Here is a 13064-nt window from a genome sequence, read left to right as displayed (position 1 = left end):
GCTTTAGCGCGGTGGTCCCACCTGACCCCATGCCGAACTCAGAAGTGAAACGCCGTAGCGCCGATGGTAGTGTGGGGTCTCCCCATGTGAGAGTAGGGAACTGCCAGGCATCAAATTTAGCGTGCTGATATGGCTCAGTTGGTAGAGCGCACCCTTGGTAAGGGTGAGGTCCCCAGTTCGACTCTGGGTATCAGCACCACTTTATACTTAGGGTAAAGTTCGGCAAGAAGTAAAAGAATTTGTCTGGCGGCTTTAGCGCGGTGGTCCCACCTGACCCCATGCCGAACTCAGAAGTGAAACGCCGTAGCGCCGATGGTAGTGTGGGGTCTCCCCATGTGAGAGTAGGGAACTGCCAGACATCAAACAAGTGAAGAGGCCATCCGAAAGGATGGCCTCTTTGCGTTATGATTCTCGTGAAAACGGTAGGCCCGGTAAGCGCAGCGCCACCGGGCAAAAACAGCAGATTAATGAATCACCTGCGACAGGAATGCTCGCGTACGTTCTGACTTCGGATGCGCAAAGAACTCATCCGGCGGCGCCTGTTCAACAATCTCACCGCGGTCCATAAAGATCACCCGGTCGGCCACGGTTCGCGCAAACCCCATCTCATGCGTCACACACAGCATGGTCATGCCGGATTGAGCCAGCCCAATCATGGTGTCCAGAACCTCTTTCACCATTTCCGGATCCAGGGCAGATGTCGGTTCATCAAACAGCATAATTTTCGGCTTCATACACAGCGAACGGGCGATAGCCACACGCTGCTGTTGGCCACCCGATATCTGGCCAGGGAATTTATTGGCATGCTCTGCGATACGTACGCGTTCCAGGTAGTGCATTGCCAACGCCTCCGCTTCCTTTTTCGGCATCTTTCGTACCCAAATCGGCGCAAGCGTACAGTTCTGCAGAACGGTCAGGTGCGGAAACAGATTAAAGTGTTGAAATACCATTCCTACTTCCTGACGTACGCGTTCGATATTGCGGATATCTTCATTCAGCTCGATACCATCAACCACAATGCGTCCTTGCTGATGTTCTTCAAGATGATTAATACAGCGAATGGTTGTGGATTTTCCGGAGCCCGAAGGGCCGCAAAGGACGATGCGTTCTCCCTGCTTTACCTTAAGATTAATGTCCCTCAGGACATGAAATTGTCCGTACCATTTATTCACATTTTCCAGCGTAATCATCGCGTCGGCGGGTGTCATAGTTATTTGGCTCATAATTTCCTCAGTGCGGTGTACGCCCGGTGTTAAAGCGCTTTTCCAGATGCTGGCTGTAGCGCGACATGCTAAAACAAAAGATCCAGTAGATCAGGGCAGCAAAGACATATCCTTCGGTGGACATACCCAGCCAGACAGGGTCAACGGTTGCCTGTTGCACGCTGCTAAAGAGATCGAACAATCCGATGATGATCACCAGACTGGTATCCTTGAAGAGGGCAATGATCGTGTTGACCAGACCCGGAATGACCAGCTTGAGTGCTTGTGGAAGAATGACCAGTCCCTGCGTTTTCCAGTAACCGAGAGCCAGTGATTCCGCCGCTTCGTACTGGCCTTTAGGCAACGCCTGCAAACCACCTCGCACAACTTCAGCGACATAGGCGGACTGGAAGAGAATCACCCCCACCAGGGCACGGATCAGCTTGTCGATGGTTGTTCCCTCTGCCATAAACAGCGGCAGCATGACCGACGACATGAACAGGACGGTGATAAGCGGGACGCCACGCCAGAACTCAATGAAGATAACGGAGAGCACGCGGACGATCGGCATTTTTGAACGCCGTCCCAGGGCCAGTAAAATCCCCCACGGCAGAGCACCGGCTATCCCCACTGATGCGATAATCAACGTCAGCGTCAGCCCGCCCCACTGGCGTGTTTCAACGCGTTCCAGCCCCAGAAAACCGCCATACAGCAGCACCCAGACAATAATCGGATAAACCACCGCCCAGACGGCAATATAGCGTCCACGGTGAGGCAGCTTTTTCCAGAACATGACTGCGACAGAGAGCAGACCGATAACCAGCGCCAGATTAATCCGCCAGCGCTGTTCATGCGGATACAACCCATACATGAACTGACCGAAGCGTTCATGGATAAACACCCAGCAGGCGCCGGCTTTTGTACAGTCTGCCCGGGTTGAACCGACCCAGTTGGCCTGTAAAAACGCCCAGTTCAGCAGGGGAGGAATCAACTCCCACATGAGCCACAGGCAGACAATCGTCAGCAGGCTGTTACTCCAGCTGGAGAACAGATTCTTGCGCGCCCAGAGAATAAAACGTCCACCTGTCGAGTTGGCAGGGCGCGAGGAGTGCGACAGTATCGCTTTTGTCATCATAAATCCTTAGCGCTCGACCAGTGCTATACGACGGTTATAGAGGTTCATCAGCAGTGAAATTACCAGGCTGATGATGAGATAGACAGACATGGTGATGGCGATGGTTTCAATGGCTTGTCCGGTCTGGTTAAGCACGGTTCCGGCGAAGAGCGACACCATATCCGGGTAACCAATGGCAGCGGCCAGAGACGAGTTTTTGACAATATTGAGATACTGGCTGGTCAGGGGGGGAATGATGACCCGTAAAGCCTGCGGAATAATGACCTGGCGAAGCGTCACGGTATGGGGTAATCCCAGCGAGCGCGCCGCCTCGTGCTGCCCATAAGGAACTGCCTGGATCCCTGCACGGATAATCTCTGCGATAAAGGCGGACGTATAAATCGACAGCGCCAGCGTCAGGGCTGCCAGCTCGGGAATTAATACCATCCCGCCCTGAAAGTTAAAGCCCCGCAGATGTGGAATATCCCAGTGCAAAGCGGCCCCAAACAGCCAGTGTGCCATTAGCGGCAGGCTAACGATCAGGACAGCTGCCGTGGGCCAGGTTCTACGAAGCTGACCGGTTTTGATCTGATGCTTGCGGTTAAAACGGAATACCCCCGCAGAGAGCGCAAGCGCTATCACAATCGCGCCGATAAAAGCGTACAGCCCTTCACCCGGCTGAGGAGAAGGAATGGACAATCCACGGTTACTCAGGAAAAACAGCTCAAACGCGTCGACGGCCTGGCGGGGACCGGGAAGGTTACGCAGTACGGCGAAATACCAGAAGAAGATCTGCAGGAGCGGGGGGATATTGCGGAACGTCTCGATATAAACAGTCGACAGTTTCCGCAGGAGCCAGTTTTCAGAAAGACGCGCCAGGCCAATAAAGAAGCCCAGTACCGACGCGAAAACGATACAAAGTGCCGATACCAACAGCGTATTCAGTAAACCGACCACGAACACGCGTCCGTACGTGTCACCTTCCTGGTAATCAATAAGGTGCTGAACAATACCAAACCCCGCGCTGCGATCTAAAAACGCGAAACCGGAGGTAATGCCGCGGTTATTCAGGTTGGTGATGGTATTATGGATGAGATACACGGCGATGAGAACAACCGCAACAATAGCAATAATCTGGAATAGCCAGGCGCGGACCGCGGGATGAGAAAAGGATAGCGATCCTTTTACGGCTGAGCGGCGATGGGACATAAAGAAACCTCAGTAACCATGACTCTGGAGTGGGCACTGCCGGAGCAGTGCCCGTTACAGCTATGACTTAACGTACTGGTGGTGCGTACTGAATACCGCCGTTGTTCCAGAGATTGTTCTGGCCGCGTTTGATCTTCAGCGGGCTTTCCGATCCCACGTTGCGCTCAAAGATCTCAGAGTAGTTGCCCACCTGTTTAATGATGTTGTAGGCCCACTTGTTATCCAGCTTCAGATCCTTGCCGAAATCACCTTCTGTACCGAGCAGGTGTGCCATATCCGGGTTGGATGGCTTAGCGGCTTTCTCATCAACGTTTTTCGAGTTGATGCCCATCTCTTCTGCGTTCAGCATGGCAAAGAGCGTCCAGCGAACAATGGAGAACCAGTCTTCATCGCCACGACGAACGACCGGTCCGAGAGGCTCTTTGGAAATGACTTCAGGCAGAACAATCCACTCTGCCGGATTGCTCAGCTTAATGCGTAAGGCATACAGCTGTGACTGGTCAGAGGCCAGCGTGTCGCAACGGCCGGATTCCAGCGCTTTAGCCGATTCATCCGAGCGGTCGAATGTCACCGGAGTGTATTTCATGTTGTTTGCTTTGAAATAATCCGCGACGTTCAGCTCGGTATCGGTGCCCGCCTGGATACAAACGGTGGCGCCATCCAGTTCCTTAGCGCTTTTCAGGCCGGCTTTATTGTGGGTCAGGAAGCCGATGCCGTCATAATAGGTCACGCCCGTAAATGACATCCCCATGCCTGCATCACGGGAGGAGGTCCAGGTGGTGTTACGGGAGAGCATGTCGACCTCGCCGGACTGCAGCGCCGTAAAGCGTTCTTTCGCCGTCAGCGGGGTGTATTTTACTTTGCTGTCATCGCCAAAAACGGCGGCTGCAACGCCACGGCAGACGTCCACATCAATACCGGTAAATTTGCCGTTCGCATCGGCATAAGAGAAGCCAGGCAAACCGTCACTGATACCACATTGAACAAAACCTTTCTTTTTAACGGCATCCAGTGTCGTTCCCGCATGGGCTTGACCGGCTACGGCAAACAACATACCTGCAGCGGCCAGGCTGGCTATCATCGTCTTTTTCATAATGCATCCTGTGTGGCGTAATTTATCGTTATAGAGGCGTTTTTAAACGCTTTACCTGTCTGTGGCTTTGGCCAACGTTTATAAAGCAAACGTAATGCCAGTTTTGCGTTCGACAAAATAAGAGACGAGTGAACGCTTAATGCTGAGTGTAGACAGGCTTAAATAAAACGAGCGCCCCGAAACGGTGCGAAATTACAACCTGTGCCACAAATTGGAGCAAAAGTTGCGAGTCGGGTCTGGAAAAAGAAGAGATAGTTTTTAGCGTGAATATTGGCAGGGTATTCAATAATATTAATGTGTGAAAATCATCACGATAGAATAAGTAATTTGAATGAGTATGCAAAAAAGCTGTGACTGACTTCAGGCTTAGATTAATTACGTGAATAAATACGGGGCTATTTTTTTACTTATTTGAAAATACTGCACTCATTAAAAGCAAAAGCGCGGCCAGAGCCGCGCTTTCTCAACAGATTTTACTTGGTCAGGGCAACAATACCCAGCGTCAGACCCGCTACTGCGGCAGCACCGCCGGCGATAGCACCCGCAGTCTCCCAGTTATCCTGGGTGGTGCCTTTCATACAGGTATTGGTATGAACCAGTCGGCCCTGGTCGTCGTAAACCGGTACACATGGAGAGTCGTGCGCGCAACCAGCAAGCAGCGCAGCGAGAAGTGCAACGGAAATGAATCTTTTCATGATGTTACCTCAGTATTATTTCTCATCCGCTATTAAGCCAGGAGGGCTATTAACGAACTGGAGGTTATTTTACCACCGGGGTAAGTCCTCGTTACACGAGGAATAATCTCAAATTATGTAGTTTGTAAAAATCGTGGAGAAAAGTCGGTTTAAGGAGGCATTAATGGAGGAATTATGGAGTTGCAAGAGACTGTTTTTACTTAATGCAAATCATCATATTTTTAATGCTGCCTTTATGTAAAGCCTAATTCATTGTTTATGTTAAAAATAAAAAGGCACCAGAGGTGCCTTTTCAGGGAAACATTAACCTTTATGGTGAGTAAACCGTCGCCGAACAACCACAAAGAAAACAGGCACGAAGAAAATCGCCAGAAGGGTTGCGGAAAGCATTCCCCCCATAACGCCCGTACCGACGGCGTTTTGCGCCCCGCTCCCGGCCCCGGTGCTGATCACCAGCGGCATGACGCCAAGAATAAAGGCCAGGGATGTCATAAGGATCGGTCGAAGGCGCATCCTGGAAGCTTCCAGCGTGGCTTCAATAATGCCTTTGCCTTCTTTATCCATCAGGTCTTTAGCAAATTCGACGATCAGGATGGCGTTTTTAGCCGATAAACCAATCGTCGTCAGCAGACCGACCTGGAAATAGACGTCGTTGTTTAACCCGCGCAGCGACGCTGCGAGAAGAGCCCCAATGACCCCCAGCGGCACAACCAGCATGACGGAGAACGGAATGGACCAGCTTTCATACAGCGCAGCCAGGCACAGGAACACCACGATCAGTGAAATGGCGTACAGTGCTGGCGCCTGGTTACCCGAGAGGCGCTCCTGATAAGACATCCCCGTCCAGTCATAGCCGATACCGGAAGGCAGTTTTGCCGCGAGACTTTCCATCATAGCCATGGCCTCACCGGTACTTTTACCCTGAGCTGATTCACCCAGGATCTCCATAGAGGGCATCCCGTTATAGCGCTCCAGACGAGGTGAACCATAGACCCAGTGAGCGTTGCTAAAGGCGGAGAATGGGACCATTTCCCCATTCGCGCTGCGCACGTAAAGGTTATTAATATCTCCCGGCAACATACGGAATTTTGCGTCGGCCTGTACGTAGACCTTTTTCACGCGCCCACGATCGATAAAGTCGTTCACATAGGTGCCACCTAAGGCCGTCGAAATCGTCTGGTTGACGTCAGAAAGACTCACGCCCAGCGCCTGCGCTTTCTCCTGGTCGACATCCAGCTTGAACTGAGGCGTATCTTCAAGGCCGTTAGGGCGGACGCGAACCAGCAGGTCAGGGTGCTCTTTCACCATGCTAAGCAGCTGGTCACGCGCCTGCGTCAGCTGGTTATGCCCCAGGTTCGCCTGATCGATCAACTCAAAATCGAAGCCCGTGGCGGTACCCAGCTCAATAATGGCAGGCAGGTTAAAAGGGAACACGAGGCCATCTTTAATCTGACTGAAGGCTTTTGTCGCGCGACCCACAATGGCTTCAACGCCGTTTTCCGCCCCCGGGCGCTCCTCCCAGGGCTTCAGGCTGACGAAGGCAATGCCGGCGTTCTGACCCTGGCCGCTAAAGCTAAAGCCGTTTACGGTAAAGACAGAATCAACGTTCGCTTTCTCTTTGTTCAGATAGTAGTCCTGAACCTGATCGAGGACCTGCTGAGTACGCGTCTGGGTTGCACCCGCCGGGAGTTGAACCATCGTCATAAACACCCCCTGATCCTCTTCGGGCAGGAAGGAGGTGGGCAAGCGCAGGAAGAGCACCGCCATCCCTACGACGATAATGACGTACACCGCCAGATAGCGCCCTGCCTTACGCAAAATACCGCTCACGCTGTTGCTGTAGTGCTCCACGCTTTTATCGAAGAGCGCATTAAACCAGCCGAAGAAGCCACCTTTTTTCTCATGATGGTCGCCGGATAGGGGCTTAAGCAACGTTGCGCAGAGTGCGGGCGTCAGGATTAGCGCAACCAGTACGGACAACGCCATAGCGGAAACGATAGTCAGCGAGAACTGACGATAGATCGCCCCCGTCGAGCCGCCAAAAAAGGCCATCGGAATAAAGACCGCCGAGAGCACCATGGCGATCCCGACCAGTGCACCCTGGATCTGCTCCATCGACTTCTGCGTGGCCTCTTTCGGCGGCAGTTTGTCCTCGACCATGACGCGTTCAACGTTCTCAACGACCACGATAGCGTCATCGACCAGCAGACCTATCGCCAGCACCATGCCGAACATCGTCAGGGTATTGATGGAGAAACCGAATGCCGCCAGAACCGCGAAGGTACCCAGCAGAACGACCGGCACCGCGATAGTTGGGATGAGGGTCGCGCGCAGGTTTTGCAGGAACAGGTACATGACCAGGAAGACGAGAATGATTGCTTCAAACAGGGTCTTCACCACTTCGTGAATGGAGATCTTCACAAAAGGCGTGGTGTCATAGGGATAGACCACTTTCAGCCCCTGCGGGAAGAACTGCTGCAGTTGCGCCAGCTTGCTCTTAATGGCTGCCGCAGTGTCCAGCGCATTTGCCCCGGTTGCCAGCTTAATCCCCAGACCGGTTGCCGCCTGCCCGTTGATTTTAGTGACCATGTTGTAGTTTTCGCCACCCAGCTCAATACGAGCCACATCCTTCAGATGCACCATCGAGCCGTCCTGGTTCACCTTGAGCGTCACGCGACCAAACTCCTCCGGTGATTTCAGGCGGGTTTGCGCGATGATTGAGGCATTGAGCTGTTGCCCGGGGATGGACGGCGTTCCGCCCAGCTGGCCTGCAGCTATCTGGTCGTTCTGCGTTTTCAGCTGGTTGATAATATCCTGTGGCGTCAGCTGGTATTTGTTCATCGCGTTGCTGTCGAGCCAGATGCGCATCGCATACTGAGCGCCAAACAGCTGAACGTCACCGACGCCAGACGTTCGGCTGATGGCATCTTTGACGTTCGACGCGACATAGTCAGAGATGTCATTCTGCGTGAGATTTTTGTTGTCTGAAACAAAGCCGGCGACCAGCAGGAAACTGCTGCTGGATTTCTCCACACCAATCCCTTGCTGCTGTACCTCTTGCGGCAGCAGCGGCATGGCGAGCTGCAGCTTGTTCTGCACCTGTACCTGGGCGATGTCCGGATCGGTCCCTGACTCGAAGGTCAGGGTGATGGTGACGTTACCCGCTGAATCGCTGGTGGAGGACATATACATCAGGTTATCGATACCGTTCATGTTCTGTTCGATAACCTGGGTCACGGTATCCTGCACCGTTTGAGCGTCAGCTCCCGGGTAGGTCGCGGATATCGCCACCGCGGGAGGAGCAATGGTCGGATACTGTGCGACGGGAAGTTTGAGAATGGCCAGCCCGCCTGCAATCATCAAAATGATGGCAAGCACCCAGGCGAAAACCGGTCTCTGAATAAAGAAATTAGCCATGTCGTCGTCCCTTAACTGGCTGGAGCCGTGGTGGTATCCGGCGTGGCGACGACGGTTACCCCCGGGCTGACTTTCTGTAGCCCGCTGACAATCACGCGGTCACCGTTTTTCAGCCCTTCCGTTACCAGCCAGCGGTCGCCAATCGCCTGAGACGCAACGACGGTTCGCGGCTCAACCTGGTTTTTATCGTTTACCACCAGCACGGTTGCATCGCCTCGCGGTGTACGGGTTACGCCCTGCTGTGGTACCAGAATCGCATCCGGCTGGGTGCCTTCATCAATGCGGGCGCGAACGAACATGCCGGGTAACAACAGATGCTGAGGGTTCCGGAAAATGGCGCGCAGGGTAATCGATCCGGTACTTTCATCGACCGTGACGTCAGAGAACTGCAATGTGCCTTTTAGCGGGTAGGGCTGCCCGTTCTCCATCAGCAGCTCAACGCTGCTGGCGGTATCGCCTTTTTGCAGGCTCGTTTGTTTCAGGCGCATAAAATCATTACTGGACTGGGTGACATCAACATAAATCGGATCGAGCTGCTGGACCGTTGCCAGCGCTGCGGCTTGCCCGTTCGTCACCAGCGCCCCTTCTGTCACGCTGGATTTTCCGATACGACCATCAACCGGAGAGGTCACTTTGGTGTAGGCAAGGTTGATACGTGCGCTTTCAACACCCGCTTTTGCGGCAACCACGCTGGCATCTGCCTGCTGAGCCGTCGCCACGGCCTGGTCATACTCCTGCTTACTGACATACTGGGTGCCTACCAGCGGGAGATAACGTTTCACCGTCAGGTGCGCAATATTGGCCGCCGCCTGAGCCTTCGCCAGCTCACCTTTTGCGCTGTCATAGGTGGCCTGATAGGGCGCAGGATCAATCTGGTAAAGTGACTCGCCCGCTTTTACATCGCTACCCTCCGAGAAGTTACGGCGCAGGATAATGCCGCTAACCTGAGGACGAACCTCCGCAACGCGAAATGCATCTGTTCTGCCCGGGAGTTCAGTGGTGACAGCCAGAGGCGCGCTTTTCACAATATGCACGCTGACCTGGGGCGCCTGCAGATGCTGTTGTTGATTTTCCTGACCATCGCATCCAGTGAGCAGTACCGTGCAGACAATGAAACCGGATAAGGGCAAGCGTCTGAAATGATTCGTCATTACTGTTCCTTTAAATACCCATTAACCGATATATGCTGCGAATCGGTAGCAGGGGCAGAGGGATAAAAATAAAATGTAGCTGCGTATAATAATGAGGGTATTTAATGTTTTTTAATTTATAAGTGCGAATGACCATGCTTGTAGAAGAAAATCAGAATCAGAATCAGACCAGCTTCATTCTGGGATATAGTTCAGGCATGTTAATCAGGTAAATGAGTTTAATGTTTTTAATTATTCACTCCGCCAATTTAATTGGAGCGATATATTTATATTGATTATAAATTAAGAGGGGTGACTTTTTTTGTGCAAAATTAAAACGGATTTTAGTGAATACTTACATTTGCATGAACGCAATATTACTTTTAAACCTTGTGAGTAACGAGTAGTTGCCTATGGCGCGTAAAAAGAAAGAAGAGGCTCAACAAACCCGGCAGCAGCTGATTGAGGCGGCTATCGGACAGTTTGCCACGCGTGGCGTAGCCAGCACGACGCTGACGGATATCGCTGATGCCGCTAAGGTGACGCGCGGTGCGATCTACTGGCACTTCACCAGTAAGTCTGAAATATTTAATGCCATCTGGGAACAGCAATTACCGCTTCGCGACATTATTAACGACAGGCTTTCCCTTTCCGATAGTGACGATCCATTGTTAAAACTTCGTGAGCAATTTATTACCGCGCTGCAATATATTGCTCATGAACCCCGGCAATGTGCGCTTTTACAAATTCTGTATCATAAGTGTGAATTTAGCAGTGATATGATTTCTGAACGCGAAATCAGAAAGCGTATCGGATTCAACGATGACACGCTACGCGCCACGCTGGAGACCTGTATTTCGCGAAACATCATTTCGCCACAGGTGAATGTTGATCTCACCTTGATTGTATTCCACGGTTTTTTTAGCGGAATAATCAAAAACTGGTTAATGAATAACGACAGTTTTAATCTTTATCAGCAGGCTCCCGCTCTGGTCGATAGCATACTGGCGACACTCCCGGTTATTCGCGTGTCGCCAGATGAGGGTGCTTACTGCTCAGCGCCAGGTAACATTTCCCCTCGGGCACAAAGCGCCTCTATGGCCTGCGCGCTGACGGGTTTACCTAACAGATAACCCTGAAGGGTGTTACAGCCAAGCTCGGTTAAAAAGGCTTGCTGCGCTTCGGTTTCCACACCTTCAGCCACGACTTTCAGGTTAAGTGTTTTAGCGAGGGCCACAATTGCTGAGACAATAGTGGCATCCTCGCTCTCGCCGCTGAGCTCTTTCACAAACGCCCTGTCGATTTTCAATTCGCAGGCCGGTAAGCGCTTGAGGTACAGCAGGCTCGAATATCCGGTGCCAAAATCATCAATGGAGGCCTTTACCCCCGCATTGGTCAGCTCTGTCAGCACGCGTACGCTCTCATCCGGGTTGCTCATCGCCGTGGTTTCCGTCACTTCGAGGATCAACATTTCCGGTGGCACCTGGTGAAGTGCCAGGCAGTCGAGAACTGTTTTAACCAGTGAAGGTTGTTCAAACTGCAGTGTCGACAGGTTTACCGCCATTGACCAGCTTTGATGCCCCTGGAGATGCCATTCCCGCAGCTGGCGGCAGGCTTCATTAATCACCCAGTTGCCAATCGGGACGATCAGCCCCGTTTTTTCCGCCAGCGGCAGAAAGAGGTCCGGCGTCAGTAACCCCTGCTTAGGATGCTGCCAGCGCAATAACGCCTCGAATCCGAGGACCGGGCCCGCCGGGGCATGAAATTTTGGCTGATACAGCAGGCGCAGCTCATTGCGATCGACCGCCATCCACAGATCGTTCATTAACTGGAGATGGGTCTGCGCCAGGGTGTTCATGGAGGGCTGGAAAAAGTGGTAACCGTTACGGCCCATATGCTTCGTGTGATACATCGCCGCGTCGGCGTTAAACATCAGCTCACGCTCGGTTTTGCCGTCGTGAGGATATAGCGCGATGCCAATGCTGAGGGTCACGACCAGTTCATAGGGGCTGAGATTGAACGGGCTATCGATCGCGCGCACCAGCGAGTTCGCCAGCGATGCCGCGTCGTCCGGACCTTCTCCCTCTGCCAGCAGAACAAATTCATCACCGCCGATACGTGCAAGGGTGAACTGGCCTTTCAGAAGAAGCAGCAGACGCTGCGTAACGGCGACCAGCAGCCTGTCACCGACATCATGGCCGTAGGCATCATTGATGGCTTTAAAGCCGTCAAGATCCATGAACATCAGGGCAAAGTGGTTCCCTTCACGATCGGCTTTGCTGATGGCCTGATCGAGTCTGTCTTCCAGCAGGATACGGTTGGGCAGGCGCGTCAGGGTATCGTGTAGCGCCAGTTGAGCGAGTTCCCGGTTAGCTTCTGCCAGCGACGAGGCCAGAAGGGCGGTACGTGCCTGAAGGCGGGCATCCAGCATCGACACCAGCAGGGTGATCCCAAGAATTGAGAGCGCGACGACGCTGACCAGCACCGCCAGCCAGCTCCCGTTGATACCCTCATGGTGAACCATTGTGGACATCGGAAACTGCGCCGCTTTCATCCCGGCATAGTGCATGCCGGCAATGGCAATTCCCATCGTGATGGCGGCACCCATGCGCATCAGCACGACCTGCGCGGCTTCGCGACGCAGGCGGAAGGTAAGCCATAATGCCGCGAGCGAAGCGGCAAGCGCAATCACGACCGAAATGGCCACCCACATCTTGTCCCAGATAATCCCGGGCATCACTTCCAGCGCCGCCATGCCGGTGTAATGCATAGCAACAATACCGCTCCCCATCACCAGCGCGCCGGGCAGCAGTCGGCGCAGGCGTAGTTGCTCGCAGCTCACGAGCCATAGCGCAAACAGCGACGAACCCACGGCGATGACCATGGATAACACCGTCAGGGTGGCGTTGTAGCTCATGCTCATGGAGAGGTCCATCGCCAGCATGCCGATAAAATGCATGGCCCACACGCCGATGCCCATAGCAATACCGCCGCCAGCCAGCCAGACGCGGGCAGCGACACCTTCACTCCCGGCGACGCGTGCAGCCATGTTCAGCGCGGTATACGCAGCAAGAATGGCAACAACAAAGGAGAGGACGACAAGGATAGGGTTGTATTGGCTGACCAGCATGGACGGTTCTACTCGAGTGTGGGGTTACGCTAGAGCGGTTGAGAAGGGCGAGACATTATCACCGTCAGGTAATG

The 13064-nt window shown here is 53.2% G+C and carries 9 protein-coding genes, 1 tRNA gene and 2 rRNA genes; 4 read left to right on the top strand and 8 right to left on the bottom strand.

What is annotated here, in order from left to right; translation table 11 throughout:
• From rrf (SPG90_RS15475) to rrf (SPG90_RS15465), 3 genes are all read left to right on the top strand, one after another.
• Window positions 1-109 (top strand): 5S ribosomal RNA (rrf, locus tag SPG90_RS15475); the annotation flags it as partial.
• A gap of 14 nt (window positions 110-123) precedes the next feature.
• Window positions 124-199: transfer RNA gene (locus tag SPG90_RS15470), tRNA-Thr, on the top strand.
• 43 nt (window positions 200-242) lie between these two features.
• Window positions 243-358: ribosomal RNA gene (gene rrf, locus SPG90_RS15465) — 5S ribosomal RNA — on the top strand.
• Between the two features lie 106 nt (window positions 359-464).
• Here the strand turns inward: rrf (SPG90_RS15465) and SPG90_RS15460 are convergent.
• From SPG90_RS15460 to SPG90_RS15430, 7 genes are all read right to left on the bottom strand, one after another.
• The gene (locus tag SPG90_RS15460; protein WP_023309440.1) at window positions 465-1223 is read right to left on the bottom strand and encodes an amino acid ABC transporter ATP-binding protein; all 759 of its coding nucleotides are present in this window, start codon (window positions 1221-1223) and stop codon (window positions 465-467) included.
• Window positions 1224-1230: 7 nt separating this feature from the next.
• The gene (locus SPG90_RS15455; RefSeq protein ID WP_023309439.1) at window positions 1231-2334 is read right to left on the bottom strand and encodes an amino acid ABC transporter permease; all 1104 of its coding nucleotides are present in this window, start codon (window positions 2332-2334) and stop codon (window positions 1231-1233) included.
• A gap of 9 nt (window positions 2335-2343) precedes the next feature.
• Window positions 2344-3525, bottom strand: coding sequence for an amino acid ABC transporter permease (locus SPG90_RS15450; RefSeq protein WP_045404795.1), 1182 nt, complete (start codon window positions 3523-3525; stop codon window positions 2344-2346).
• A gap of 67 nt (window positions 3526-3592) precedes the next feature.
• Complete coding sequence (locus tag SPG90_RS15445; RefSeq protein WP_024906309.1) at window positions 3593-4618, bottom strand: amino acid ABC transporter substrate-binding protein; 1026 nt, start codon at window positions 4616-4618, stop codon at window positions 3593-3595.
• A 473-nt stretch (window positions 4619-5091) separates the two neighbouring features.
• A complete protein-coding gene (locus SPG90_RS15440) occupies window positions 5092-5313 on the bottom strand; it encodes a lipoprotein (protein ID WP_008502867.1) in 222 nt (73 codons plus the stop codon).
• 303 nt (window positions 5314-5616) lie between these two features.
• The gene (locus SPG90_RS15435; RefSeq protein ID WP_126303148.1) at window positions 5617-8730 is read right to left on the bottom strand and encodes an efflux RND transporter permease subunit; all 3114 of its coding nucleotides are present in this window, start codon (window positions 8728-8730) and stop codon (window positions 5617-5619) included.
• 11 nt (window positions 8731-8741) lie between these two features.
• Window positions 8742-9881 carry an efflux RND transporter periplasmic adaptor subunit gene (locus tag SPG90_RS15430; protein WP_126303147.1) on the bottom strand — a complete coding sequence of 380 codons (1140 nt, stop codon included), beginning with the start codon at window positions 9879-9881 and terminating at the stop codon, window positions 8742-8744.
• A 392-nt stretch (window positions 9882-10273) separates the two neighbouring features.
• Here SPG90_RS15430 and envR point away from each other — a divergent pair, with 392 nt between their 5' ends.
• Window positions 10274-10993, top strand: a complete 720-nt coding sequence (envR, locus tag SPG90_RS15425; protein WP_126303146.1) for an acrEF/envCD operon transcriptional regulator — start codon at window positions 10274-10276, stop codon at window positions 10991-10993.
• On the opposite strand, the gene SPG90_RS15420 is transcribed toward envR, so the two are convergent.
• Window positions 10909-12990, bottom strand: coding sequence for a putative bifunctional diguanylate cyclase/phosphodiesterase (locus tag SPG90_RS15420; protein ID WP_126303145.1), 2082 nt, complete (start codon window positions 12988-12990; stop codon window positions 10909-10911). The two genes, envR and SPG90_RS15420, sit on opposite strands and share 85 nt — an antisense overlap.
• Between the last annotated feature and the right edge of the window lie 74 nt (window positions 12991-13064).

The organism is Enterobacter sp. D2 (assembly GCF_034427575.1).
GTDB lineage: Bacteria > Pseudomonadota > Gammaproteobacteria > Enterobacterales > Enterobacteriaceae > Enterobacter > Enterobacter cloacae_M.
Note: the sequence above shows the minus strand (reverse complement) of the source record. Positions and strands in the feature narration are given on the sequence as shown.

Bases quoted from the DNA above. Each gene is read 5' to 3' on its own strand.
- SPG90_RS15460 (WP_023309440.1), bottom strand. From the start codon at position 1,223: ATGAGCCAAATAACTATGACACCCGCCGACGCGATGATTACGCTGGAA.
- SPG90_RS15455 (WP_023309439.1), bottom strand. From the start codon at position 2,334: ATGACAAAAGCGATACTGTCGCACTCCTCGCGCCCTGCCAACTCGACA.
- SPG90_RS15450 (WP_045404795.1), bottom strand. From the start codon at position 3,525: ATGTCCCATCGCCGCTCAGCCGTAAAAGGATCGCTATCCTTTTCTCAT.
- SPG90_RS15445 (WP_024906309.1), bottom strand. From the start codon at position 4,618: ATGAAAAAGACGATGATAGCCAGCCTGGCCGCTGCAGGTATGTTGTTT.
- SPG90_RS15440 (WP_008502867.1), bottom strand. From the start codon at position 5,313: ATGAAAAGATTCATTTCCGTTGCACTTCTCGCTGCGCTGCTTGCTGGT.
- SPG90_RS15435 (WP_126303148.1), bottom strand. From the start codon at position 8,730: ATGGCTAATTTCTTTATTCAGAGACCGGTTTTCGCCTGGGTGCTTGCC.
- SPG90_RS15430 (WP_126303147.1), bottom strand. From the start codon at position 9,881: ATGACGAATCATTTCAGACGCTTGCCCTTATCCGGTTTCATTGTCTGC.
- envR (WP_126303146.1), top strand. From the start codon at position 10,274: ATGGCGCGTAAAAAGAAAGAAGAGGCTCAACAAACCCGGCAGCAGCTG.
- SPG90_RS15420 (WP_126303145.1), bottom strand. From the start codon at position 12,990: ATGCTGGTCAGCCAATACAACCCTATCCTTGTCGTCCTCTCCTTTGTT.